Consider the following 23,981-nt stretch of genomic DNA (forward strand, 5'->3'; position numbering starts at 1 on the left):
ACATTTGTGAATATTGCAATCCCGCGTGTATCAGGAATGACCAAGCGCATGAAACCGGGCTGGACGGTACTTCCGGTTCTCCTGGCGCCATCGGTCGTTTTCCTCTCGGTCTTTCTCGCCTATCCGCTCATATCGAGCTTCCACCTGTCGATGCTCGACTGGGACGGTCTGGGGAATACCGCGCATTTCGCCGGCTTGGCTAATTGGACGCATCTCGCACACGACGACATTTTCTGGAAGGCCCTCAGAAATAATCTGTTGCTGGCAGTCTTCTCGATTGTCTTCCAGTTGCCGATTGCGCTGGCGCTTGCCGTGCTGCTCGAAAAAGCCGGTCGCGGCTCCCGCACGTTGAAAATCCTGTACTTCCTGCCCTTGCTGATGTCCAGTGTGGCAATTGGCGTGCTTTTCAAGAATGTCTATGATCCGAACTTCGGTCCCCTGAATGCGGCGTTGCACGCAATCGGGTTGGACGGCTGGGCGCAGGACTGGCTCGGTGATACGCGCTATGCGCTCGCTGCGACAATCGCGGTTATCTGCTGGCAGAACATTCCGTTCTACATGATCCTTTTCCTCGCCGGCCTGTCATCGCTTCCCCAGGAACTTGCGGAGGCGGCCTGCCTTGACGGCGCGTCGGAGTGGACCATTTTCTGGCGTATCAAGCTGCCCCATCTCCAGGGAACCATTCGAACCGGCGTATTGCTGTCGATGATCGGCTCGCTGCGCTATTTCGACCTGATTTTCGTCATGACGGGAGGTGGGCCGGAGAGTTCTTCGGAGTTGATGGCCACGTATATGTATCGCACCGTATTTAGTTCGTTCCAGCTGGGTTATGGCAGTGCGATTGCCTCGGCCATGTTCCTCATTGTCTCGGTGGTCGCGGCGCTGGCGATGCGCCTAAGCAGCCGGTTCGCAACGGAGGTGTAATGTGAAGCAGCCAAAAAGCCTGCAAAGGGGAAAAGGGATCAATCCGGTGGTCGCCCTGCTGGGGATCGTCTGGCTCGCGGTGACGACCGTCCCGTTCCTGTTCGTCATTTCCACGAGCCTCAAAACGCAGGAAGAGACCTATGCGAACTCGGTCTGGGCACTACCGTCTCGCCTCGACGTCGGGAACTATGTTGAGGTCCTGCGAGGCTCATTCCTCACGTACCTTGGAAATAGCTGCTTCGTCGTCGGCCTCGCGGTTGCACTGATCATCCTGTTCAGCGCGATGGCTGCGTATGCCTTCGCACGAATGCAATTCCGTTTCAACAAGGTGCTGTTCGGACTGGTGATGGCCGGGATGATCGTACCGCTGCACGCCACGCTCGTTCCTGTTTATCTGTTGACCCGCAATATTGGTCTTTACGATACGAACTTCGCTCTCATCGGGCCGTATGTGGCGATGAGTCTTCCTGTTTCGATTTTCATTCTGACAGAGTTCATGCGTCAGATTCCGCGTGAACTGGAGGAAGCGGCACAGCTTGACGGTTGCGGGACATTCAGGATTCTCTGGAAGATCTACTTTCCTCTGTCCGGTCCTGGTCTTGCGACCGTTGCGATTTACAACGGGATTGCGCTCTGGAATGAATTCATCTTTGCCAACGTGCTGACGTCGACTCCCGCCCATCGGACATTGCCGCTCGCACTGTGGGACTTCCAGGGCCAGTACGCGTCTGACATCCCCGCGATGCTCGCAGTGGTGACGCTGACCTCGCTGCCGCTCATCCTGACATACGCGTTCGGCCAGGAACGGATCATCAAGGGCATGATGGCGGGCGCACTGAAAGGTTGATCGGCTTGGCCTCCCAAATTTGTCGGTAAATCTGTTTTGTTAAGTCCGTACTGCTAATCAGATTGCGTTGATCCGATGGCAGACAAGGTGTTGATATTCTGGAGTGAGTGAATCATGGCAAGCATATCCCTGTCCGGAGTTGAGAAGGCTTACGCGGGAAATTCACCGGTTATTCGCAACGTGAATCTTCAAATCGGCGCGAACGAATTCTGTGTATTCCTCGGACCGTCCGGGTGTGGAAAGTCCACGTTACTGCGCATGGTCGCGGGTCTGGAGGAAATCTCAGCCGGCGAGCTCAGCATTGGCGGACAGATCATGAACGAAGTTCATCCGTCGCAGCGTCGTGTGGCGATGGTCTTCCAGAATTATGCGCTGTATCCGCACATGAGCGTATATGAAAACATGGCATTTGGTCTGCGTCAGGCAAAGCTCGACAAGGCAGTTATCGACCGCAAGGTGCGAAACGCCGCTCAGTCCCTGCAACTCGATAAATACCTGGATCGAAAGCCTGCAGCACTTTCGGGCGGACAGCGTCAACGCGTTGCCATCGGGCGCGCGATTGTCCGCGAGCCAGGCGTTTTCCTGTTCGACGAACCCCTGTCGAACCTTGATGCTGCGCTTCGGGTTCAGACACGAACGGAGATCGCGCGGTTGCACAGGGAGTTCAATAGCGCAAGTGCAATCTATGTGACGCACGACCAGACCGAGGCCATGGCGCTTGCCGACAAGATCGTGCTGCTGCATGCCGGCGCGGACATGGAGCGGCACGGCAGCATTGCGCAGGTCGGTGCGCCTCTGGATCTGTACCACCGACCGAAGAGCCGCTTTGTCGCGGGGTTCATCGGCTCGCCAAAAATGAACTTCGTTCCGGGTACGGTTCTGTCAATTTCAAATAGCGGCGTAGCAGTTCAGTTGTGCACTGGCGACGTGGTGGTTGCAGCAGTGCGCGGCGACAGGGTGAGCGTGGGGGCGAACGTGAGCGTAGGCATTCGGCCCGAACATCTCGCCCTCGCGGCACGACCCGACGATGGGAATGCTATTCGCTGCAGAGTCCGGCTCGTCGAGAGAATGGGCGAGCACAGCTATGTTCACGTTTCGGCCGGTGACCAACACACATCGACGCTGATCGCCAAGCTGCCTGGCGAGGGCGGTGTCTCTTTCGATCAGCCAGTCGCGCTTTCGGCGGCGCCCGAGCGCTGTCACGTGTTTGATGAGCAGGATCTTGCGTTGGAGCGTTTGCTTCCTCTGTCCGCCTAACCTTACGCGTCTTGACTTGCCGACCCCGGTCCGTGGTGAAACAGAGTCGGGGCCGACACACACCCGTATCAATCGGAATAAATATGGCGTACGCAATCTATCCAAGCCTAAAAGACAGAACCGTGGTCGTCACCGGTGGAGGGACGGGAATCGGGGCCGCGATGGTTCAGGCTTTTTCTCATCAAAGCGCCCGAGTGTATTTTCTTGACGTCGCTCAGGAGGCTTCCATCTCTCTGCGGAATATGGATCATTTTCGCATTACTCCCGCTCGTTTTTTGATGGACTTCCTGGCGCGTGCTGCAACCAATTCAACTGTCGATTCGGTCGCGGCATGAGCACTCCGCTTCAGGAGCCCGTGCACGCCATGGTCCGGCTTTGAACTGATACACAGAAAAGGAATCTTTATGTTGAACAATGACGTAACCAACGTTCCGCTTTACCGGAACGCGGCGGCCACGACCGAGGATCGGGTGGCAGATCTTCTCGCGCGAATGACACTCGACGAGAAAATTGCCCAGTTGCATGCGGCGTGGCTGAAACTTTCCTCGGACGGGAACCATCAATGGCGGATAGCGGATTTTGCGCAGCGTACGACAGGCATTTCAATTGACACGTTGTTGCGGCACGGCCTGGGCCAAATAACGCGTCCGTTGGGCACTCACACGGTCGACCCCAGGGAGGGCGTACGTGCTCTCAATGAACTGCAGCGGCAGATGATCGAGGAAACCCGGTTGGGTATTCCGGTTATGTCGCACGAAGAGTGTCTGGTCGGCCTGATGATCAAGGATGCGACGCTTTTTCCGGCACCGCTCAATTACGCTGCAACGTGGAATCCTGATCTTGTCGAAGAAGTTGGGAAAGTTATCGGTCAGCAGGCGCGCTCGATTGGCTGTCACCAGGGCCTGGCGCCTGTTCTCGACGTCTCGCGGGATCCGCGCTGGGGGCGCACCGAAGAGACCCTCGGTGAAGATCCGTATCTTGTCGGCGTGATGGGGTACCGATATGTGCAGGGGCTTCAGGGACCGCAACGGGATGTTCTCGCGACGCTCAAGCATTTTGCCGGGCATTCAGCGAGTGAAGGCGGACGGAACCATGCGCCGGTCCATATCGGACCGCGCGAGTTCAACGATATTTTCCTGTTGCCATTCGAGATGGCCGTGAAGCTGGCAAACGCGGGTTCCGTGATGCCGGCCTATCACGATATCGACGGGGTTCCGTGCCACGTGGACCGGACTCTCCTGACGACCATCTTGCGCGAGAAGTGGGGATTCGACGGGCTGGTGGTGGCCGACTATGCCGGAGTGAACCTGCTTTACACGCATCACGGAGTTGCGGAGGATGCCGCAACTGCTGCCGCACAGTCGTTTAATGCCGGACTCGATGTCGAGTTGCCGGGTCACGAGTGCGCGTTGCATCTCAAGGAGGCACTGGAGCGTGGCGAGGTTACGCAAGCGACTATCGACTCGATTGTCGCCCGCGTCCTTGCGACAAAGTTCCGCCTTGGACTGTTCGAGCACCCGTACACCGACCCGGAAAAAGTGGAGCTGCGCGGTGAGGCTGCATCACGGGTCGCATACGAGGTGGCGGTGGAGTCCGCTGTTCTTCTTGGCAATGACGGCACGCTGCCGCTCGGTTCCGGCAAGATGGAAAAGCTCGCAGTGATTGGGCCGACGGCAGATGATCCTCTGGCGTTGCTCGCAGGTTATAGCTTCCCCGTTCACCTGATCAATGCCGGCGAAAATGCTGGTGCGCCAATGCCGACGCCGTTGCAGGCACTGCGTGCCCATTTCGGTGACCACAGCGTGGTCTACGCAAAGGGCTGTGATGTGATCACGGAGCGGAGCCAAGGTGCACCTGTCTATCCGGGCGACGTTGAAATGGGCGATGCCATCAACGAAAATCGCACGTCCCTCATTAGCCAGGATACCGACCAGATTCGCGACGCCGTTGAGGCCGCGGCGAGCGCGGACGTTGCCGTCGTATTTGTGGGAGACCTTGCCGGCCTGTTCCAGTCGGGTACAGTCGGGGAAGGATCGGATACTGATAGCCTCGATTTGCCGGGCGTGCAGCAGGCACTGCTTGAAGCGGTCGTCGCCACCGGCACCCCGACGGTGGTGGTGCTAACGGGTGGCCGGCCATACAACCTGGGCGGTCTGGAAGACAGAATTGCGGCTGAGGTCATGGCGTTCGCACCGGGTGAAGGTGGCGCGCAAGCACTGACCGACCTGTTGACAGGCCGGAAGAACTTCTCCGGTCGTCTGCCACTCTCGGTGCCTAGGAGTGCGGGGGCAGTGCCTTATTTCTACAACCACAAGCTGAAGAGTGCCGGCACGCCGATTGCCTATCACTTTGGCTCACGGTTTCCGTTCGGTTTTGGCTTGAGCTACACGAAGTTCGAGTATGGTGAGTTGGCGCTGAAGCAGCATGAGGTGTCGATTGAGGACGGAACAGTTGAACTGCAATTCTGCGTACGGAATGTCGGGGATCAGGCAGGCACGGAGGTCGCCCAGGTGTACGTGCGCGACAGGGTTGCGTCTCTGGTTCGTCCGGTGCGGGAATTGAAGGGGTTCGCACGCGTCGAGCTGCGTTCGGGTGAAGCGGGAAAGGTAGAGGTCCGTATTCCCGTCGATATGTTTAATTTCACCAACGATCAAGGCGATCGCGTTGTTGAGCCGGGTGTGTTTGATGTGATGGTCGGCAGTTCTAGTCGCGATATCCATTTGAGCACGGCAGTAACCGTTCGCGGGGAGAACCTGAGAGTCGTTCCGGAAAACTGGCGCATGCTCAGTGACGTTGAGATCACTATCGGGTCGGCCGCAATCGGGCCTTTGGGTCAGACATTCAAAGTCGGCACTTGAGACGCCGTGAGCAATTAGGATGGGGGGAGTCAGGGATGATATTCAAGACACGATGGCGACGCCCCCGCATTCCTCGATGGCCGACACGGCAAGCTGGCGTGCGATGACTGTGGCGGCCATGTCGATGCGCAGGAAAGGCATGGTGAAACTCCTTCACAGTCACGTTGCGTTGGGATGGAGCGGCCGGCCGGCGAACAGCACGACCTTGGCGCTGCCGTGATGCGGCTGAAGCGTAATGACGTGAGGCGAGGTCTGCGCAGGGAAGACGGGGAGCTTCAGGTCGTCATGGCCAAAACTACGGCCGTCAACCAGCGCCGTACCGAAGACCGGCATGACGAACACCCCGCAACCTGCCTCGACCGGAACGGCTAGCTCGGCGCCTTGCTCGAGCGAAATGTCGAGCATCGTCACTTCGGTGGGTGGGCTCAGCGGGGAACGTGCACCGGCGAAGGCCCCAACGGGCACACGCACCTTGACACCCGGCAACTGCACGACAGGTATCTCCTGAGGCTCCAGGCTCAACGCAAAGGGCGCGATACCATGCTGTTCGCTAGCGAGGTTCACGAAGATCTGCAGCGAATGCACGGTCTTGCCAGGCTCGGCCGGGTTTTCCTCGTGCACGATGCCACTTCCGGCCGTCGCCCAGTGCAGGCCGCCAGGACGGATCAGGTTGCGGGTCCCACGTGAATCCCGGTTGTCGATGCCGGTTTCCGAGTCGAGGAACACGTAAGACACGGCCGAGAAGCCCGCATGCGAATGCGGCGGAAAGGTCGGTGCGCTCATCCACGCGTGATCAACCCCCAGGAAGGGGTCGATCAGCTTGGCCGCGCCCCGCAGGGCATGGGCCCGAAAGTGACCGCCGTGGTTGGCGCGCTGGAGCGAAACAGTGACGGACATGGTGATGCCCTCATGCGGCCTCAGTGTCACTCAGCGTGGGGTAGTCGGTGTAACCTACCGCCGCGCCACCGAAGAAGCCGTTTCGGCTGGCCTCGTTCATCGGTGCGTTGATCTTCAGGCGTGCGACGAAATCCGGGTTTGCCAGAACCATCTGGCCATAGGCTTCGAGATCGGCCAGACCCGAGTCAACATCAGCGCCGACCTGATCGCGCGAACGGCCAGGGCGGTTCACGATCAACGTGCCCGTCCAGAGCCTGCGCATGTCAGCCAGCAGGGGTTCATTGCCCTGATGCATGATGTGCAGATACGCCAATCCCAGCTTGTCGAGCTCCGCAGCCAGATATCGGTACAGGTCCGGCCCTTCGTTGCCTTCTTCAATGCCCCACAGCGTCGTGCCGGGCGACAGGCGGATTGCTGTCCTGTCCGCGCCGATCTCCTCGGCAATCGCAGCGGCGATTTCGATGGCCAAGCGGGCGCGATCCTCGATGCTGCCGCCGTACTCGTCCGTCCGTGTGTTGGCGCTCGGCGCGAAGAACTGCTGAATCAGATAGGCGTTCGCACCGTGGATTTCGACACCATCAGCGCCGGCTTCGATCGCCTGACGAGCTGCATGACGGAAATCCTGGACAGTCTGACGCACTTCTTCCGTACTCAGGGCGCGAGGCACAGGAATATCCAGCATCCCCTTTGCCGTGAACATCTGCGCACCCGGCGCGATGGCCGAAGGTGCGACGCCCTGACGGTGGTGCGGAGTGTTGTCTGGATGGGACATGCGGCCAGCGTGCATCAGTTGGATGAACAGGTGTCCACCCTTCACATGCACAGCATCAGTCGTCTCCTTCCACTCCGCGACATGCGCGTCGGTATAGATGCCCGGCGTGGTCAGGTAACCCTGGCCATCGGCCGAGGGCTGCGTCCCTTCGGTAACGATCAGGCCAATGCTGGCGCGCTGGGCGTAATACTCGGCAGCGAGCACGCCGGGCGACCCGTCGAACTGGGCGCGCGAGCGTGTCATCGGTGCCATGACAAGGCGATTTTGCAGGGTGTAACGACCAACACGAACCGAATCGAATATTTTGCTCATGATGAATTCCTTGAATGTAATGGGTAGAAAGCAATCAGTCCGTTAGCCTACGCAGCGGTGGCATAAATACCGGCGCGATCCAGTAGCGCCTCGGATGCGGACATGAATCGGGCGATGTGCTGTCGAGTCAGCCCGGCCGACGGCACAATGGCCTGCCCCTTGCTGTTGAACATGGCTCCGCTATGGCTCGCGATGTCGGGCGTCAGGAGCAGCGGTGTAATCCGCTCGGCGTATACATCGGCGGTCGGCATCAGTAGCCCGATAAGCGATTCCATGACCCGCGATTTCAAAGAATCCTTGCCCAAAAAGTTGTCGCGAATGTTCGTCTTGATCAGTCCCGGGTTCAGGCCAAAGAACGTCGCGTGCGGATACCGCCTGGCCGCATCGAGCACCAGCATTTCGTTACCTGCGACGGTGTTCATGTGAGCCGCCATGGCCTTGTACGACTGCTCTGCGTTGAGATCGTCAGCGTTGCCGATCTGGCCGGTACCGGGGTAGCCCATCAGGAACACGCGCGGCCTGGCAGAAGCATCGTGTCGTTGCGCGCCAAGTCGTGGCGCAATAGCACGCAGGATGACCAGCCGGTTCAGGTAGCTGACAGCCAGATCGCGTTCGATACCTTCCGTTGTTTCCTGACGTTGCCGCGCCGCGAAGATGCCTGTCGTGAAAATCACGAGGTCGAGCGTTTCGGCTGGCAGTTCGTCTGCAACACGTTGCGCTTCGCTCATCAGGCTCAGATCGGCCTGGATGAAACTGAGCCGGGGCACGCCCGCATCGCGGAAGGTCTGTCCCACGACGATGACATCTGCGCCGAGTGACGCGAGACGGCGACTGAGGGCGCGTCCTATCCCTCCGGTACCTCCAACCACGGCCACCTGCTTCCCGACGACGTCGAGTGCTGATCCATCAAGACGCTGCCATTCCACGCTCTTGTTCCGGTTCATGCTGGGTTCCTCATTGATCGATGAGGACATTCTGGACTGTTTCATGATCGGGATAAATCCGGTAATCTGGATAACACTGGTCCACTGATGGAGCAATCAGGTGGAATTGCTGAACGACATGGCGTTGTTCGTTGAGGTCGTAAAAGCCAAAGGCTTTCGCGGCGCGGCAGCAGCGATGGATATGCCAAGCTCGACGCTCTCGCGCCGCATCAGCGCACTGGAAAAGGCGATCGGGCTGCGCCTGCTTCACCGTACGACGCGTAAGGTCGAACTGACGGAAGCCGGCCAGATCTATTTCGAGCGATGCAAGCGCATCGTCGACGAAGCGCGCCTTGCACATGAGCAGCTTGGGGAGATGGTTGCCCAGCCGAGCGGCGTATTGCGTGCTTCGCTGCCGGTGGATTTTGCAGTAACCTGGCTGACGCCTTTGATCGTCGAGTTCGCGCGCCTCTATCCGGGGATCACCTTCGACTTCGACTTCACCCCGCGGCGCGTCGATCTGGTCAGCGAGCCTTTCGATGTGGCCATTCGTATGGGAGAGTCGGCGGATTCGCAATTGATCGCGCGTACGCTGACGTTGCTTACGCCTTACCTCTATGCCTCACCCGGCTACCTGGAGCAGTCGGGCGCACCGCTTGAGCCTGCCGATCTGGAGCGACACGAATGCATTGGCATCCTCAAGGCGGGATCATGGACCTTGCACGACGGAAAGCGAACCGCCACGGTGTCGGTTGGCGGACGGTTCACGCTGAACAGCGTCGGCATGATCCGGCGTCTCGCGACGTACGATATGGGTATCGTTCTGTTGCCCGAGGAAATCGTCGCCGATGAAGTGGCGAAAGGAACGTTGTGTCGGATCATGCCTGCCTGGCGTGGTGCACCGACGCCTGTCCAAGCGATCACAGAAACCCGTTTGCTACCTGCGAAGACGCAGCGTTTCATCGACTTCCTTCGGGACCGGTTAGCGCAGTCTGCCCACCATATAGTTTTGCCACAGCATTTGCCGGCCGATGCTGGCCGAACATGATGAGGGACGACAGATACCGAACGTCGAGGTCGGATATCACTCGAGCGGATGCTCCGAAGCGACGCGCCGTCATGCTGGAGGCAACGACAGTCTGACGGTCGCTCAAACACCGCGTATCCGCGACCAGGAGAGCGTGTCGATATTGATCGCCTTGCGTCGGGGCAATGCTCTGCGCTAGGCAAACCCGTACAACTTCGTCGGGTTGGTGACGAATATCAGATGCTGCCAGTCCGGCCGCCCGATCCAACCCACGATGGTGTCCATCAGGCTTGCATCATCCGGCTTGTCGGCCTTCTGCGTCGGGTGAGGCCAGTCGGTTCCCCAGAGCATCCGCTCCGGCGCAGTGTCGATCAGCGCTTTCGCGACGGGTGCAACGTCTTCATACGCGGTCGCGCCCGTCTTGCTGTCGACATACGGGCCTGACAACGTGACCCACGTATTGCCTTGTTCAATCAGGCGTCGCGCGGTGCGCAATGCGTCCGACGACAGCCCGCCGGGCTGCGGAACATGTGCAATATGGTCGATGACAAGCTGGCAAGGCAGAGCCGACAGATGACGCTCGAGCTCTGGCAGCCGCGCACCCTGCACCACCAGTTCGATATGCCAGCCGAGAGTCGCAATGCGCGCGGCGAGCGGCGCAAGCATGTCGAGAGTCGTCGCTCCAGGATAACTCAGGTTGAAGCGAATCGCCCGGATGCCGCCCCCATCCAGCTGCTTCAGTTCCGCATCGCTCACCGAACTGTCGATGACGGCAACGCCGCGCGCGTTGTCGCCGAACTGCCTGATGGCTTCCAGCGTGCAGCGGTTATCCGTTCCATACGTAGACGGCGTGACGACGACGTTGCGCTTCACGCCAAGGCGCTTCTGCAGGAGCCGGTACTGTGCAACCGTCGCATTCGGCGGGCGCAGCGTCGTGCCCGGTGCTACCGGGAACCGATCGTCGTAGATATGCATGTGACAGTCGATGGCGCCTTCCGGCAATATGAACGCCGGCCGTTCCGTGCCGCTCGACCATGTTTCTTCGGCATCTGCCAGCTTCGGCAGCGCCGCGGACATCAGCGCGGCACCGGCGAACTGGAGGAACTCGCGTCTTGTCGTGGTCCTCATGCTCAGATGGTCTCCGTCTTGCCAGCGAGACGCTTTGCCGAACCGCTGCGCGTCAGCAGCAACAGAGTCGCGACGCTCACAAGCGTGAGGATGGCGAGCGGCATCAACGCCAGCGCATAGCTGCCCGTTGCTTCCTTCACCCATCCATAGACGTTGACCATCAGTCCACCGCCGAGCAGGTTGGCAACCGCATTGACTGTCGCAAGCCCCGCTGCCACCGCGCTACTCGACAGCATGTCGGTGGCCAGTGCCCAGAACGGCCCCTTGAACGAATATGCGCCGACAAGCACCGCACAGAGCATGCCGACGGTCGGCAACAGAGACCCGCTCAACGACGTTGCGAACAGGCCTACACCGATCAGCAGCATCGGCACGACCGTGTGCCAGCGACGTTCGCCGAGACGATCCGAGCGTCGCCCCCAGTAGACCATCAGAATCGAAGCAACCGCGTACGGAACGGAATTGAGCAGGCCCGTCTGCATCACGGTCAGCCCAAACGATTTGAGCAGCTGCGGCTGCCAGACGGACAGCGTGCTGCCCGCCGCCGAGGCGCAGGTATCGACGAGCGCAAGGCACAGCACATAGCGGTTGCGGAACAGCTGAGCGAGCGGCAATGAGGGCACTTTCCTGGGTGCTTTCTTTCCTGCGGCGAGTTCGCTCACGAGCCACGTCCGCTCATCGTCCGCGAGCCACTTCGCTTCCTCCGGTTTGTTGGTCAGCAGAAAGAAACATGCGATGCCGAGCAGCACCGTAGGAACGCCTTCCATGATGAACAGCCACTGCCAGCCGCGCAGTCCCCAGATGCCGTCCATCTGCAGTAACAGCGCCGAGATCGGCGAACCGATGAAGCTTGCGGCTGGAATGGCGACCATGAAGGTCGCTACGATGCGCGCCCGATGCGAGGGAGGAATCCAGTACGACAGATACAGCAGCACACCCGGAAAGAAACCGGCCTCAGCGGCGCCAAGCAGGAATCGAAGCACGTAGAAGCTCGTCGCATTGTGCACGAGCGCCGTCGCCGCGGAGACGATGCCCCACGTGACCATGATCCGGGCGATCCAGATTCGCGCGCCATACTTCTGCAGCGCGAGGTTGCTCGGCACTTCGCAAAAGAAGTACGAGACGAAGAACAAGCTGCTGCCGAAACCGAACACCCTCGCCGACATTTCGAGGTCGTGGTTCATCTGCAATGCAGCCATTCCCACGTTGCCCCGATCGATAAAGGCAAGCAGATAGCAGATCATCAGAAAGGGAATGAGCCGCCACACGACCTTTCGTAGTGTCCGGCGCTCGATCGCGGCTGTGTCCATCATTCCAGATTGCATTGTCGTCTCCATCTATTGTGCGCCTGAGCGCTGATTATTGAATCGCTGCCAGGCAATGACCGCCATCACGCCGCTCGCGAGCACCGCCGCCATTGCCGCGAACGTGTGACGCACGCCCAGCGCTTCCGAAGCGGTGCCCACGAGCAGGTAGCCGAACGGCATCGTGCCGTTGTAGGCCATTCCATACATGCCGACGAGACCGCCGCGCACGTGTTCAGGGCACTGGCGCTGGATCGTCGCGTTGGTCGACGTGGCCGCGAAGGTGAGGCTCAAGCCGAGTACGTAGAACGCCGGTACCGACGCCGCTGCGGCCGTCGTCGCGGCGAGCATCGCGAGCGCCAGGACCGCCGTCCATGGCGCCCACGCGATACATCGTTGCGACGCCGACGGGCCGATCGCCGAAGAGAGCAACACCGCCGCGCTCAACGAGCCCGCACCGGCGCACGCGAAGAACACACCGGTGAAGCGTGCCGCGTCGTGAAACCCCTTGTCCGCGAGCAGCGGCACGAGAGTCTGATAGCTGCCGGCGAACAGGCCGATACACGCGAGAATCGGCAGATAGCGCGCGGAGAACGCATCGGACATGACGTAGCCGACCGCGTCGCGCAGGCTGCTCTCGGCGCGCGCAGACCGTGTTGCCGTGGCGGTTCTGATCGAACGCACGCATGTCGCCATGAAGCACAGCGCCAATGCGTAAATCACAAACGATGTTCTGGGCCCGAGCGTCGGATAGACGAAGCCCGCGATCGTCGGGCCGACCATGCGGCCAACGTTGTAGACCATCGTATTCATCGCGACGGCATTCGACGTATGCGTCGGATCCTCGAGACTCGTAAGCAGCAAGACCTGGCGCGCGGGTGTCTCAACCGCGCTCGACACGCCGATGGCAAGCGCATGCGCGAGTATCAGCTTCACCCCGAGCACGCCGAACAGCGACAACGTGAAGAGACTGCCCGTCAGTGCCAGAGAGGTCGTAAGCACGCACAGCGTCGCGCGCTTCGCGTTGGCCGAACTGATGCGCGAGCCGGCCACCGGCGCGACGATCAGCTGCGGTCCGTACAGCAAAAAATTGAGCAGCGCGAGAATTGCCGCCGAGCCCGACAGGTGATACACGAGCAGGTTCAGCGTGACGTTTTGCGTCCAACTCCCGAGCACGGACGCGACCTGCCCGCTCAGATACCGTCGCAGCGATGCCTCGGCAAGCGCTGGAAACAGTCTGCCAACGAAGCCGGGTTGTGCAGCCACCGTCATGAGAGTGCCTTGCCGCGAGTTTCGGGCGCGAAAAGCACCACCACGGCAGCGGCGATGAATGCGACGATGGTCGTCGCGAGTCCCAGCACGAATCCACCCGACGTCGACGCCAGCGCACCGATGATCAACGGCGCGATAAAGCCGCCAAGACGGCCACCGTTATACGCGAGACCCATCAGAAACCCTCGCGACGCCGTGTTGCCGATGATCTCCGCGAGGAACGGTCCTGCTCCGGCGAAAATGCCGTTCACGCTAAAGCCGGTCAGAAAGATCGCGACCATCAGCAGCAGCGGTTCCGATGACACGATGTACACACCCACGGCGGCAGCCCCGACCAGCAGATAGGCAAGGAACATCGGTCGTCTGCCGAGCCGGTCGACGAACGCCGAAAACAGCAGAAAGCCGGTGATCGCGCCGAACTGCAGGGAAAGCACAAACTTCAGGCTATGCACGAAGTCGAGATGCTTTACCGTGACGAGAAACGTCGGTGTCCACGTAAAGACGCCCCAGTACAGGTACTGCAGGAAGAAGATGAAGCCGAACGCCGTTAGCAGTCCACGCACATTGAGCTTGTCGCTGCTTGCCGCGTCCATGCTGCGAAGCGACGGCTTTGCCTGCTTGCGCTCCAGCCAGATAGGGGATTCGGGCGTTTTTCTTGCGACCCAGAAGAGGATGAAGAATGGCGACGCACCGATGAGAAAAAGCAGACGCCAGCTGTTTCCGCCAAGCCCATCGTTCACGCCACTGACGATGCCTGAGAGGGTGATGGCCAGAATCGCGCCGATGGGCAGCCCCATCTGCATCAGCGCCCCGCCCTTGCCGCGTCGGCTCGCGTGCCACGTCTCGGCAACCAGCGCGGCGCCCGCCGTCCAGGTGCCGCCCATGCCCAACGCACCAAAGAATCGCAACGTTGCGAACCACTGCTCGTTCGGTGCAAACGCAATCAGGCCAGAGAACAGCGAATAAATGCCGACGCAGAGCAATGCGGTGCGCACGCGTCCCAACCGGTCCGACACATAGCCGAACAGAATGCCGCCGATGATCTGCCCGGCTGCCGTGATGCTCGTGAACAGCCCGAGTTGCGCCTTGCTCAACCCGAACTGCAGGGCGAGCGTCGGCAGGAGAAGCGAAAGCAGGAACGAATCGTAGCTCTCGAACGTCCAGCCGAGACCCGCTAGCGATAGCGAGCGCCACTCGGTGCCCGTGATGTTTCTGAGTCCCTTTCCCTCGCCGTCGGTCTGGAAATCGGGAGCCGCAACTGTTGCGCTCGTCTTCATGTGTTGCCTCCGGCAATCGCGAGGCGATAAGTGGCCACCGCGGTCCGGCTGAACAGCGCGGCCTTTTCGTCGGTGGACATTGCAGACGCGAGTCTTTTGAAGGCGTTCCAAAGCACGCCGTAGCTGAACATCCCTTTGTCGACGGGGAAGTTGCTTTCGAACATGCAGCGATCCACGCCAAACAGTTCGACGCAGTCGTCGAAATATGGCCGCCAGGCCTCGGCCAGTTCCTCGGACGAAGGCGGTAGCTCGCGCGAGGCGAAGTCGAATCCGAACACGTTCATGCCAGCGCCGCCGAGCTTGATGCGCGTGTTGGGCAGGCTGGCGAGGCGCGTGAGTCCCTGCCTCCACTGCGCGTGTACTTCTGCACGTTGACCTGCATGCGGTCCGACGCCCAGCGGACCGCCAAAATGGTCGATGACGACGCTCACGTGATCCGCGGCACGTGCGAGTTCATACAGATCGTCGAGCTGTGTGTGATAGACCCACGCGTCGAGCGACAGACCGAAACGGCCAAGCGCCCTGACCCCCTGCTGGAAAGCCGGATTCGCCATTAGCTCACGCGGCGGCGTTACTGGGCTCGAACTCACCTCGGGACTCGCATGCCACGCGAGCGGATTGCGAATGCCCCGCAAGCGCCCGCCGGATATCTGCAGCATGGCCTCGAGCACGGCATCGAGTTCGGTACCCAGAGTCAGATCCGCGCCGCCGACGATTGCCTCGCAGCAGCGCGCCGGTCCATACGCCCCGCTCGCGAACATCGCGGCGACGCCGTTGGCAAACTCCACTTCGCCGACGGGCTTCATCGCGTCCGCGCCGCCCTGTCGCAACATCGAGCGGCATTGCACATAGACCGTCGACACGACCCGATGCCCGCTTGCCACATCCTTGCCGAACTCATCGGCGAGATACCGCCCGGTCTGGCGGTCCCACAGGTGATGATGCGCATCGACGATGGCGAGCGCCGGTTCGAGCACTGGCTCATCGCGAAGTGCGAGCCACTCGGGCCGGACGGGCAAATGAGGCGCATGGACGATCTGCATGACGTTCGCCTCTTAAAACTTCTGACGCATGCCGATGACCACGCCCGTCTGGTTGTAACCGGGCGCGACCGTGCCGTAGCCATTCACGCCGAGCGCCGAGCCGTCTTTGTTGCGCGCGAAGCCCGCCGTCGCGTAGACGTCGGTGCGCTTCGACAGAAGATAGTCCGCGCAGAGCACCGCGAGCCACGGGTCGGCGCCGGTCGAATGGACGTCCTGGTAATAGGCCGTTGCAGTGAGTAAGAACGCCGGCGTAACCGAGTATTGCGCGCCCGCCCAGTAGAGATTGGCTGCGCTCGCATCGGCGCCATTCGCGACGCGGATCGGATTCGCAGGCAGGAACGCATTCGACGCACGCAGATAGCGATAACCCGCGAAGCCTTTAACAGGTCCGATCACATACGACGCAGCGGCCGTCGCGCGGCGCTCGGTGCTGGTGTTCGTCGCAACGGTGTTGCTGTTGCGCTGCTCGTACGAAAGGCTCGCCGCGAGCGGGCCTCGCGCGAAGGTCAGCGCGCCGCTGAAGAAACGCCCGGTGAGTTGCGCGCCCGGCACTTCGGTGCCGTAGCCCGTGTCGTAGCGCGTGCTGTACATCGCCTGTGCCGTCACCGGTCCAAACACGCCGGTGTACTTCGCCGAGTTGTCGATGCGCGCGGCCATCGCGTAGTCGAGCGACAGCACCGAGTATCGCGACGAAGCGCCCATCGGGTCGAACGCAACCGCCTGTTCGTAGAGCAGCGAGTTCTGCCGCCCGAACGTTAGCTGCTGGCCTTGATAGGAAAGACCGACCCACGCCTGCCGACCGAACAGTCGAGTAGTCGTAGCCGCGTTCGCACCGAGACCTTTGGTCGATTGGGCGGTCGTGCCGTCATTGATGTTGAAGCCGTTTTCCAACTGGAAAATGGCCTTCATTCCGCCGCCGAGGTCTTCGACGCCCTTCAGTCCCCAGCGCGAACCGGACAGGTTCCCCGACACGACGCGCGTTTGTGCGCCGCCAGCACTCGTATTGTTGATGTGCTCAACACCAACGTCCGCTATGCCGTACAGCGTGACGCTGCTTTGCGCATACGCGGCGCCGCAGGAAAGACTTACGCCTGCGGCTGCGAGTGCTCCGAGCATCGAGCAGGAGTTGGTGTTGAGGTTCTGGCTGGCTTTTTTTAACAGCATGGAGTCTCCAAACGGTGTTTATGAATTGGTTTTTAAGAGCGTGGATCACACCTTGTGGGCCGAAGGCGCTTCGCCTGCGTCAGCGCCTGGATCGCCGAGCCACGCGATGGTCAGCGCTCCGAGCAGAAGCACACCCGAGACCGCGAGCAGCGGCACGGTGAAGCCGCCCGAGAACTGCTTGAGCGCGCCGATCATCGACGGACCAACGAAGCCGCCGAGATTGCCAACCGAGACGATCAGCGCGAGACCGCCGGCAGCGGCTCGCCCTGTGAGGAATCCGGACGGAATGGCCCAGTACGTCGCCTGGAAAGCGAGAATGCCGCTCACCGTGAAGCACAGTGCGATCAGCTTGAAAGCCGGCAGGTCAAAGAGCGTGCTCGCGCCCAGTGCTACGGCCGCCACGACCAGCGCGCCCGCCACATACGGAATGCGGTTCGGCGAGCGATTGGCGACGCGCGCCCACCAGAGCATCACGACCGCGCCGATTGCATACGGAATTGCCGTGAGCCACCCGACGACCGCGTGCCCGACGCCGAACTGCTTGATGATTTGCGGCATCCACAGACCGACGCCGAGCGATCCCACGATGCCGCAGAAGTTGACGAACGCGAGCACGAATACGCGCCAGTTGGTCATCGCATCGCGCAGGTTGCTGCCGTGACGCGCGCCGATGTTGCCCTGTTCGAGCGCGAGCCGCTTTGCCAGCGACGACTTCTCGTCGTCGCTCAGCCACTTTGCTTTTTCGGGACGGTCGGCCAGCACGAACAGACAGGCGATGCCGAGTAGCACAGCCGGTACGCCCTCGATCAGCAGCAACCACTGCCAGCTGCGCAGCCCGTGCAAACCGCCGAATTCGAGCAGCGCGCCTGAAACCGGCGAACCGATCATGTTCGCGACGGGAATGCCGACGAGAAACGCGGCCGTTACCTTCGCGCGCCACTTGCCAGGAAACCAGTGAGTGAAATAGAGGTAGATGCCGGGCGTGAAACCAGCCTCGGCGAGACCGAGTAGAAACCGGGCGGCGGCAAAGCTCTTCGGACCGACAACGAACGCTGTCGCCATCGAGAGAAGACCCCACGTGATCATGATGCGTGCGATCCACACGCGAGCCCCGACCTTCTGCATGATCAGGTTGCTGGGAATCTCGAAGAGGAAATACCCGACGAAGAAAAGCCCTGCACCGAAGCCGAACTGCTCGGCTGTCAGGCCCAGTTCCTTGTTCATCGTCAGCGCGGCGAACCCGACATTGGTTCGGTCCAGGTAGCTGACGACGTAGCAGATGAAGATGAACGGCAGGATGCGCCGGAATGCCTTGGCGAGCGTGCGCTCGCTGGCTGCGTATTCCGCGCTCGAAATACCGGCAACGGGCTGCGCGTTCGTGTACCGCGTGGCGCTGTCGGCGCGCAAGGTCTGCGACATGGTCATGTTTGCTCCTCCATCGCGCTTCTGCCGGCGCAATGCATTGATGTCATGCGGGCAGCGGTGCCGCCCGCCTCGCCTCAGACGCCCTGCTTCGCCAGCCTGGGAAGCGGCCCGGCAATCGTCATTTCGGATCTGAGAACCGTTCCCGAAACGGACTCGGTCATGAACAGCGTCTTCATGTCCGCGCCGCCGAAACAGAGATTCGTGAGCGAAGCGCCTTCCGGGCTCGTCAGGACTTCGACGGGCTCGGCGCGATGGTTCAGCACCCATGCGCGACCGAGCCCCGGGTTCGCGACGAACAGGCGCCCCTGCGTATCGATGGTCAGTCCGTCCGGACCGCTTGGGCCGTAAGACGTGAAGAACTGCCCGACCTTGCTGACCGAACCGTCGGCCTGAAGCGGCACGCGCCATACGCAGTTGCCGCGCGTCATGGCAACGAACAGGACCTTCTCGTCGGGCGACAGCACGAGTCCGTTGGGGCTTGGGCAATTGCCGAGCAGCATGTCGAGCCTGCCGTCAGCCGACAGCCGGTAGACGCGGCCCGTCGGATCGTGCAACCCCGTCTGTCCCTGATCGGTAAAGTACAGGTTGCCGTTCGAATCAAACGTGAGATCGTTCACGCCTCTGAAGCGCTCGGAATTTCGCCGCTCGAGAAACGGACGCACTTCGCCACGCACGATGTCGAGCAGCATCAGGCCGTTGCGATAGTCGGTGATGAGCAGGTGCGAACCGTCGAAGCGCTTCATCCCGTTCGGCTCGCCGTCGTATTGCACGACGAGCTCCCACTCGCCCGAAGGCGAAATCCGGAATACGCGGCCGTGCGGGATGTCTGTCACGAACAGATAACCCTCCGGATCCCATACAGGGCCCTCGAGAAACGAGTCCGTGGCGAGTCCGCCGCGATTGGCGCGTGCCCAATCGGTCCGGACTTCGGGCTTGCGGAATTTCTCCGGCATACGCGTGAAGACTTCGGCTGTGCGTACTTCGGGCGAGCTGAGATAGAACATGATGGACCTTCTCTTACGGAATTCAGGCTGCGTTGCGGGTGCGTTCCTCGACGACCGCGAGAACATTGGCGGCGGCGCCCTGGCCCATGTTCACGTACGCTGCATCGCTCACGCCGCCGATATGCGGCGACAGGATGGCGTTCGGGATTTGCTGGAACGGATGCGGGTTCGTCATCGGTTCGACGTCAAAACTGTCGAGACCCGCGCAACGCAACTGGCCACTTGCGAGTGCCTCGGCGAGCGCGGCTTCGTCGATCAGACCGCCACGCGCCGTGTTGACGAGGATTGCGCCGCGCTTGAAGCGCGCGAGCGTGTCGCGGTTCAGCATCTGGCGGTTCTCCGCGGTCAGCGGGCAATGCAGCGACACGATGTCGGACGCTGTGTACAACTCGTCGAGCGACACCAGCTTCACGCCAGCCGGCGCTTGTTTCGCATACGGATCGAACGCGAGCACGTTCATGCCGAAGGCGGCGCCGATCGCTGCCACGCGTCGGCCGATCGCACCCAGTCCAACGAGCCCGAGGGTGCGTCCGTCCAATTCGACGGACTTATGCGTGGATTTGTCCCAGTGACCTTCGCGCATCCGTGCATCGAGCTGCGGCACGGATTTGGCGCACGCGAGAATCAGCGCCCAGGCGTGCTCCGCCACCGCGGCGGCGTTGGCACCAACGGCTGCACGCACTGCGATGCCAAGCGCGGCCGCGGCCGCCTGATCGATCACGTCGATGCCGCTGCCGTGCTTCGAAATCACTTGCAGGTTTTCGGCGGCGTCCATGATCCGGGCGTTGACCTTGCCGTATCGAACGATGATCGCAACAGGCTTGTGCTGGGCACACAGCGCGACGATGTCGTCTTCCGTGGGCTGCTTGCCCGCGAACACGACGTCGAACTGGGTGAGCATGTCGAGCGCTTGCGGAGCGAGATCAGCGGCCGTCACGAGGACGACGGGTTTGCGCGTTGCCGTCTGCATCACAGCGCCTCGCCTTCGGCCAGCATGCCTGCTGCACGCAGCTCTTTCTCGACCCAGCCCGGGCGCACATCGCCTTTGTGAATCGCCGCGATACGTGCGGTTTCCATGTCGAGCTTTTTCTGTGCAAGATCGACGATGCGAGCGACATCGTTGCGCGCAACGATGACCACACCGTCTACATCGGCAACAACGAGATCGCCCGGATTGACGGCGGTACCGCCGGCCGAGATCGGCGCATTGACCCGTCCCGCGACACTTTTGGTCGGACCGGCGGGATTGAGGCCGGCCGCGAAAATCGGGTAGTCGCCATTGGCAAGCTCGTGCGCGTCGCGCACGGCGCCGTCGATGACGATGCCCGCGATACCGCTCGCCTTGGCCTGCGTCGCCATGATTTCGCCAAGCAGCGCGCAGGAGATGTCACCCTTGCCGTCAACGACGATCACGTCGCCCGGCTTCGCGATGGCCAGCGCGGCGTGGATGGCGAGGTTGTCGCCCGGACGCACTTCGACCGTGACGGCCGGACCCGCGACTTTCATCGTCGGCGACAGCGGCTTGACCCGGCCATGCAGCGTACCGCGACGACCTGCGACGTCGGCAAGGATGGCTGCCTGAAATCGGGCTGCTGCGTCGACCAGTTCCGGCGACACGCGTTCGATATTGCGATTGATGGAGGACGTGCCTGCGGACGTAGTGCTCATGGATTTCACCTCAGTTCGTGAGTTTTACTCTGTACAACAGTGGTGTACTGTGTGAAATCACTATAGTCAGCAAGGGCGCGCGAAACCACTGGCGTTTACCCTTTTACGGTATAAACCGTCGTTTTACTGTGTACAATTCAGGGAAGCGAATGAGGGGGAAGAGAAATGGGAAACGAAGGAGTAGTTGCAGTCGAGAAGGCGCTTTCGCTGCTGGACTGTTTCAAGCCGGGAGCCGAGTCGCAGTCGCTCGCGATGCTCGCGCAAGCGTCCGGCATGCACAAGACGACGGTCTACAGACTGATGAACTCGCTGGAGCGCATGGGTTATGTCGTGCGTGTGCAGTCGGGCAACTATTCGCTCGGACATCGCGTGCTGTACCTGGGCAAGCTGTACGAGCAGTCGTTCCATCTGTCCACGGTGGTGGAACCGGCGCTGCACGCGCTGGCCGCGCTCACGAGAGAAAGCGCATCGTACTACGTTCACGACAATGGGCAGCGGCTTTGCCTGTTCCGGGCCGAGCCGTCCGAGGGTCTGCGTGAAACGCGGCTTGCGGGAACAACGCTGCCGCTCGACGACACGGCCATCAGCCAGGTGATCCGTTTCTGGGGACTTGGCGAACCCATCTATGACAAGCCGCCGGTACTGCCGATCTTCACCGCGGGCGCGCGCGACGTGCATACAGCTGCGTTCGCGGTGCCGGTTTTCGGTGCCGGCGACAAGTTCATGGCGGCGCTCACGCTTTCCGGTCCAGCCTCACGTCTCAGCGCAGCACACACTTCAGGCGAGTTGGATCGACCGCAACTGGATGCGGCCGCTGATTTATCCCGAAAGCTGGGGGCTAGCGCTGCGTTCTGCGAGAACGTCTACGGCACCTGACGGCCGCTTTGGCGAAAACGGCATTCAGGTCGACGAGTCGCTCGTTGGCTGGATGTAGATGCGCTTGCATAACGCCGCGCTGGCGCCGAGCCGGCGCGAAAGATCCATCGCGGCACCTATGTGACGTGCAACGCACGAGCCGTCGGTACGGGCCGCTTTCAGACTCGATGCCGCGCCCGACAACGTCAAGGCGGCCAGGAACTGATCGCCGGCGCCAAAGATCGGCATCGCGGATGCGGCGGTGTGCAAATCGCGCGCACCGGACTTGAATATCGGGAGAGCCGGAAAGCGATCAAAGACCGGCTCTCCGAGTCCCCAGTAGCGGAGTACGTCGCTGGTGGGCGTGTTGTCGAAGTCTCGCAAATCTCCGGGAACTCGCGTGATACGCAAACCCTCCGTCGGGTCGACCCTGAACAGACAAAGCCATTTGCCGCGCTCGACGACCGAGTAGGACGCGCTTGCGCCTGTTGCCGTCGCAAGGTCGTGCAAGACTGGCTCTACTACAGCCGACAAGCGAGACGACTGCTCGTAGAGCTTGCCAAGATAGTGCAGTCGATGTCCGAGAGAATAGACACCTTCACCTGACCGAACGACGTAACTCATACGCTCAAGCGAGTTCATTAGCCGATAGACAGTGGTAACGGGTATTCCCGTCGCCTTCGCGAGCACTGCCAAAGACAATGATTCCTTGCCTGGCTGGAAGCAATCGAGCAGGGACAAAGCTTTTTCGACCGCTGCAACGCCCTCGTTGCTCAATGACGTCTCCTCGTTTCAGCAGTTCTATAAATCGTCTCGACCATATTCTTTCAGAGACGGTCGAACGGCATTTTACAGAACGAGCAATTGCATGTTTTATGGTCGCCTCGCGCGCCATGGTGATTCGGTCGACAGACTGGTGTCGAAGCGCAAGAGCCGTTCGAACCTCGAGGCTGGTTTGGCGACCTCTTCCGAAGAGGGCCGTCTGCCGCTCAATTGAACACAGCCGCGAAGGCGCGAAGACAAACGAGCCCCAAGAACTTCTAGAGCGTCTAGAGGAGCTCGTTGCGGGAGGCTACGTGCATTGTTTGCAAGAGGCTGCGAACGCGCTAGACGTCTCTACGAAGTATCTACGCAAGATCGCATCGGAAAATTTTCGGCGCACCGAAATCCCGAAAACCCTTGTGGCGGAAGGCAGCAGACTCCGCCAGTTTGCCCCAATCCGTCGCCAGGTTTGACTCCCACCCTGCCTGAACACGGCGCACCCATGATCCTACCCACACTGCAAGATCAATAGCCACAACAGATCATTAAAGGGCACACTTGGCGCGTCCGATCGAGTCGCTGTGGCGGATTTCCAAAACCCGACTCAGATCGTCAATTGGTGACCGGGATCCTTGAGACGGGCATTACGCCTGGCCGGATAGCAATGATACCGTCGGCGATACCGAGAAATCCTGTCAGCAGTTATCAGCTTTGGCCAGACCGCATCGGAGCATCGACGTGCGCTCCCGTTGTAACCATCTCGAACACTTAGCATTCGAATACGACTTCTGCACGGATACCGCTATCGATATCGTGAGGATGCATGCCTGCCTTGGGTTTCACCGGGCAGGGACGCGCGGCAGCTCGGGCGACGCGACGTGTCCCCACGTGTCTGCGCAGAACGCGATTGAGGAAACTGCCGCGACGAGCTCCGGTGAGCGGGTCAACCTCACCTATCGTTTTCCTGTGAAGCCGGATCGCTATGACTATCGAGCCGATACTGAAATATCCGCTCCGCAAGAACTCGATCGCGCGTAGTATGAGTTCGGTACCCAATGGCCGTCCTCGTTTTGGGACCCGCTCGGCATCTTCGACGTAAACGGCCCACAAATTCTCTGCGACGCGACCGGCAAAGACAGTTCACCAGAGTGGGCAATGAGATGATCCGAAAAACGCTACGACTGGTATGGAGCCGTCCGCAGTCCGTCTTGCCAATTGCGGGAAGCGCGGCGTCGCGAAGACTCGTGGCAGTGCGATCTGCA

The 23,981-nt window shown here is 60.8% G+C and carries 22 protein-coding genes; 8 read left to right on the forward strand and 14 right to left on the reverse strand.

Translation table 11 applies throughout. The features are described 5' to 3' along the window. Window positions 1-6: 6 nt before the first annotated feature. The 5 genes from L0U84_RS32980 (at window position 7) to L0U84_RS33000 (ending at window position 5,886) form a co-directional block, all read left to right on the forward strand. Window positions 7-924, forward strand: coding sequence for a carbohydrate ABC transporter permease (locus L0U84_RS32980; protein WP_233856230.1), 918 nt, complete (start codon window positions 7-9; stop codon window positions 922-924). Window position 925: 1 nt separating this feature from the next. Next, on the forward strand, window positions 926-1,771 hold the full coding sequence (locus L0U84_RS32985) for a carbohydrate ABC transporter permease (protein ID WP_233856231.1): 846 nt from the start codon (window positions 926-928) through the stop codon (window positions 1,769-1,771). A gap of 114 nt (window positions 1,772-1,885) precedes the next feature. Next, window positions 1,886-3,028 carry an ABC transporter ATP-binding protein gene (locus tag L0U84_RS32990; protein ID WP_233856232.1) on the forward strand — a complete coding sequence of 381 codons (1,143 nt, stop codon included), beginning with the start codon at window positions 1,886-1,888 and terminating at the stop codon, window positions 3,026-3,028. 83 nt (window positions 3,029-3,111) lie between these two features. After that, complete coding sequence (locus L0U84_RS44285; protein ID WP_442794071.1) at window positions 3,112-3,363, forward strand: hypothetical protein; 252 nt, start codon at window positions 3,112-3,114, stop codon at window positions 3,361-3,363. A 69-nt stretch (window positions 3,364-3,432) separates the two neighbouring features. Beyond that, window positions 3,433-5,886 carry a glycoside hydrolase family 3 N-terminal domain-containing protein gene (locus L0U84_RS33000; protein WP_233856233.1) on the forward strand — a complete coding sequence of 818 codons (2,454 nt, stop codon included), beginning with the start codon at window positions 3,433-3,435 and terminating at the stop codon, window positions 5,884-5,886. A gap of 159 nt (window positions 5,887-6,045) precedes the next feature. Here L0U84_RS33000 and L0U84_RS33005 read toward each other — a convergent pair whose 3' ends face one another. The 3 genes from L0U84_RS33005 to L0U84_RS33015 are packed head-to-tail and all read right to left on the reverse strand — an operon-like array spanning window position 6,046 to window position 8,811. Further along, window positions 6,046-6,783: a pirin family protein gene (locus tag L0U84_RS33005; RefSeq protein WP_233856234.1), complete on the reverse strand. Its 738-nt coding sequence runs from the start codon at window positions 6,781-6,783 to the stop codon at window positions 6,046-6,048. A gap of 10 nt (window positions 6,784-6,793) precedes the next feature. After that, window positions 6,794-7,867 (reverse strand): alkene reductase, encoded by a 1,074-nt coding sequence (locus L0U84_RS33010; RefSeq protein WP_233856235.1) that lies wholly within the window; start codon window positions 7,865-7,867, stop codon window positions 6,794-6,796. Window positions 7,868-7,914: 47 nt separating this feature from the next. After that, window positions 7,915-8,811, reverse strand: a complete 897-nt coding sequence (locus L0U84_RS33015; RefSeq protein WP_233856236.1) for an SDR family NAD(P)-dependent oxidoreductase — start codon at window positions 8,809-8,811, stop codon at window positions 7,915-7,917. 100 nt (window positions 8,812-8,911) lie between these two features. Here L0U84_RS33015 and L0U84_RS33020 point away from each other — a divergent pair, with 100 nt between their 5' ends. Next, window positions 8,912-9,838: a LysR family transcriptional regulator gene (locus tag L0U84_RS33020; RefSeq protein ID WP_233856237.1), complete on the forward strand. Its 927-nt coding sequence runs from the start codon at window positions 8,912-8,914 to the stop codon at window positions 9,836-9,838. Between the two features lie 174 nt (window positions 9,839-10,012). Here L0U84_RS33020 and L0U84_RS33025 read toward each other — a convergent pair whose 3' ends face one another. The 10 genes from L0U84_RS33025 to L0U84_RS33070 all read right to left on the reverse strand — a co-directional run bounded on the left by L0U84_RS33025 (window position 10,013) and on the right by L0U84_RS33070 (window position 21,102). Further along, on the reverse strand, window positions 10,013-10,945 hold the full coding sequence (locus L0U84_RS33025) for an amidohydrolase family protein (protein ID WP_233856238.1): 933 nt from the start codon (window positions 10,943-10,945) through the stop codon (window positions 10,013-10,015). Between the two features lie 2 nt (window positions 10,946-10,947). Further along, window positions 10,948-12,270 carry an MFS transporter gene (locus L0U84_RS33030; protein ID WP_233856239.1) on the reverse strand — a complete coding sequence of 441 codons (1,323 nt, stop codon included), beginning with the start codon at window positions 12,268-12,270 and terminating at the stop codon, window positions 10,948-10,950. A gap of 12 nt (window positions 12,271-12,282) precedes the next feature. Then, window positions 12,283-13,521, reverse strand: coding sequence for an MFS transporter (locus tag L0U84_RS33035; RefSeq protein WP_233856240.1), 1,239 nt, complete (start codon window positions 13,519-13,521; stop codon window positions 12,283-12,285). Further along, the gene (locus L0U84_RS33040; protein WP_233856241.1) at window positions 13,518-14,798 is read right to left on the reverse strand and encodes an MFS transporter; all 1,281 of its coding nucleotides are present in this window, start codon (window positions 14,796-14,798) and stop codon (window positions 13,518-13,520) included. Before L0U84_RS33040 ends, L0U84_RS33035 begins: the two co-directional genes overlap by 4 nt. Next, a complete protein-coding gene (locus L0U84_RS33045; protein WP_233856242.1) occupies window positions 14,795-15,841 on the reverse strand; it encodes an amidohydrolase family protein in 1,047 nt (348 codons plus the stop codon). The genes L0U84_RS33040 and L0U84_RS33045 overlap by 4 nt, the downstream gene beginning before the upstream one ends. Window positions 15,842-15,853: 12 nt before the next feature. Then, on the reverse strand, window positions 15,854-17,005 hold the full coding sequence (locus tag L0U84_RS33050) for a porin (protein WP_233856243.1): 1,152 nt from the start codon (window positions 17,003-17,005) through the stop codon (window positions 15,854-15,856). A 45-nt stretch (window positions 17,006-17,050) separates the two neighbouring features. Further along, window positions 17,051-18,430, reverse strand: coding sequence for an MFS transporter (locus L0U84_RS33055; RefSeq protein WP_442794072.1), 1,380 nt, complete (start codon window positions 18,428-18,430; stop codon window positions 17,051-17,053). 74 nt (window positions 18,431-18,504) lie between these two features. Then, window positions 18,505-19,434, reverse strand: a complete 930-nt coding sequence (locus L0U84_RS33060; protein WP_233856244.1) for an SMP-30/gluconolactonase/LRE family protein — start codon at window positions 19,432-19,434, stop codon at window positions 18,505-18,507. Window positions 19,435-19,456: 22 nt separating this feature from the next. Continuing rightward, window positions 19,457-20,404: an NAD(P)-dependent oxidoreductase gene (locus tag L0U84_RS33065; protein ID WP_233856245.1), complete on the reverse strand. Its 948-nt coding sequence runs from the start codon at window positions 20,402-20,404 to the stop codon at window positions 19,457-19,459. After that, window positions 20,404-21,102, reverse strand: a complete 699-nt coding sequence (locus L0U84_RS33070; RefSeq protein WP_233856246.1) for an RraA family protein — start codon at window positions 21,100-21,102, stop codon at window positions 20,404-20,406. The genes L0U84_RS33065 and L0U84_RS33070 overlap by 1 nt, the downstream gene beginning before the upstream one ends. Window positions 21,103-21,267: 165 nt before the next feature. On the opposite strand from L0U84_RS33070, the gene L0U84_RS33075 reads away from it, so the two are divergent. Further along, entirely contained in the window at window positions 21,268-21,978 is a 711-nt protein-coding gene (locus L0U84_RS33075; RefSeq protein ID WP_233856247.1) for an IclR family transcriptional regulator, read from the forward strand. Window positions 21,979-22,002: 24 nt separating this feature from the next. Here L0U84_RS33075 and L0U84_RS33080 read toward each other — a convergent pair whose 3' ends face one another. After that, window positions 22,003-22,734 (reverse strand): IclR family transcriptional regulator, encoded by a 732-nt coding sequence (locus L0U84_RS33080; RefSeq protein WP_233856248.1) that lies wholly within the window; start codon window positions 22,732-22,734, stop codon window positions 22,003-22,005. 91 nt (window positions 22,735-22,825) lie between these two features. On the opposite strand from L0U84_RS33080, the gene L0U84_RS43885 reads away from it, so the two are divergent. Further along, entirely contained in the window at window positions 22,826-22,954 is a 129-nt protein-coding gene (locus L0U84_RS43885) for a hypothetical protein (protein WP_267939984.1), read from the forward strand. Window positions 22,955-23,981: the final 1,027 nt, after the last annotated feature.

This window comes from Paraburkholderia sp. HD33-4 (assembly GCF_021390635.1).
Taxonomy (GTDB): domain Bacteria; phylum Pseudomonadota; class Gammaproteobacteria; order Burkholderiales; family Burkholderiaceae; genus Paraburkholderia.

Excerpts from the sequence above, each read along its gene's own strand:
- L0U84_RS32990 (WP_233856232.1), top strand. The coding sequence starts at position 1,886 with ATGGCAAGCATATCCCTGTCCGGAGTTGAGAAGGCTTACGCGGGAAAT.
- L0U84_RS33050 (WP_233856243.1), bottom strand. The coding sequence starts at position 17,005 with ATGCTGTTAAAAAAAGCCAGCCAGAACCTCAACACCAACTCCTGCTCG.
- L0U84_RS33010 (WP_233856235.1), bottom strand. The coding sequence starts at position 7,867 with ATGAGCAAAATATTCGATTCGGTTCGTGTTGGTCGTTACACCCTGCAA.
- L0U84_RS33070 (WP_233856246.1), bottom strand. The coding sequence starts at position 21,102 with ATGAGCACTACGTCCGCAGGCACGTCCTCCATCAATCGCAATATCGAA.
- L0U84_RS44285 (WP_442794071.1), top strand. The coding sequence starts at position 3,112 with ATGGCGTACGCAATCTATCCAAGCCTAAAAGACAGAACCGTGGTCGTC.
- L0U84_RS33005 (WP_233856234.1), bottom strand. The coding sequence starts at position 6,783 with ATGTCCGTCACTGTTTCGCTCCAGCGCGCCAACCACGGCGGTCACTTT.
- L0U84_RS33000 (WP_233856233.1), top strand. The coding sequence starts at position 3,433 with ATGTTGAACAATGACGTAACCAACGTTCCGCTTTACCGGAACGCGGCG.
- L0U84_RS33060 (WP_233856244.1), bottom strand. The coding sequence starts at position 19,434 with ATGTTCTATCTCAGCTCGCCCGAAGTACGCACAGCCGAAGTCTTCACG.
- L0U84_RS33030 (WP_233856239.1), bottom strand. The coding sequence starts at position 12,270 with ATGCAATCTGGAATGATGGACACAGCCGCGATCGAGCGCCGGACACTA.
- L0U84_RS43885 (WP_267939984.1), top strand. The coding sequence starts at position 22,826 with ATGTTTTATGGTCGCCTCGCGCGCCATGGTGATTCGGTCGACAGACTG.
- L0U84_RS33035 (WP_233856240.1), bottom strand. The coding sequence starts at position 13,521 with ATGACGGTGGCTGCACAACCCGGCTTCGTTGGCAGACTGTTTCCAGCG.
- L0U84_RS33055 (WP_442794072.1), bottom strand. The coding sequence starts at position 18,430 with ATGACCATGTCGCAGACCTTGCGCGCCGACAGCGCCACGCGGTACACG.
- L0U84_RS33040 (WP_233856241.1), bottom strand. The coding sequence starts at position 14,798 with ATGAAGACGAGCGCAACAGTTGCGGCTCCCGATTTCCAGACCGACGGC.
- L0U84_RS33015 (WP_233856236.1), bottom strand. The coding sequence starts at position 8,811 with ATGAACCGGAACAAGAGCGTGGAATGGCAGCGTCTTGATGGATCAGCA.
- L0U84_RS33075 (WP_233856247.1), top strand. The coding sequence starts at position 21,268 with ATGGGAAACGAAGGAGTAGTTGCAGTCGAGAAGGCGCTTTCGCTGCTG.
- L0U84_RS33025 (WP_233856238.1), bottom strand. The coding sequence starts at position 10,945 with ATGAGGACCACGACAAGACGCGAGTTCCTCCAGTTCGCCGGTGCCGCG.
- L0U84_RS33045 (WP_233856242.1), bottom strand. The coding sequence starts at position 15,841 with ATGCAGATCGTCCATGCGCCTCATTTGCCCGTCCGGCCCGAGTGGCTC.
- L0U84_RS33065 (WP_233856245.1), bottom strand. The coding sequence starts at position 20,404 with ATGCAGACGGCAACGCGCAAACCCGTCGTCCTCGTGACGGCCGCTGAT.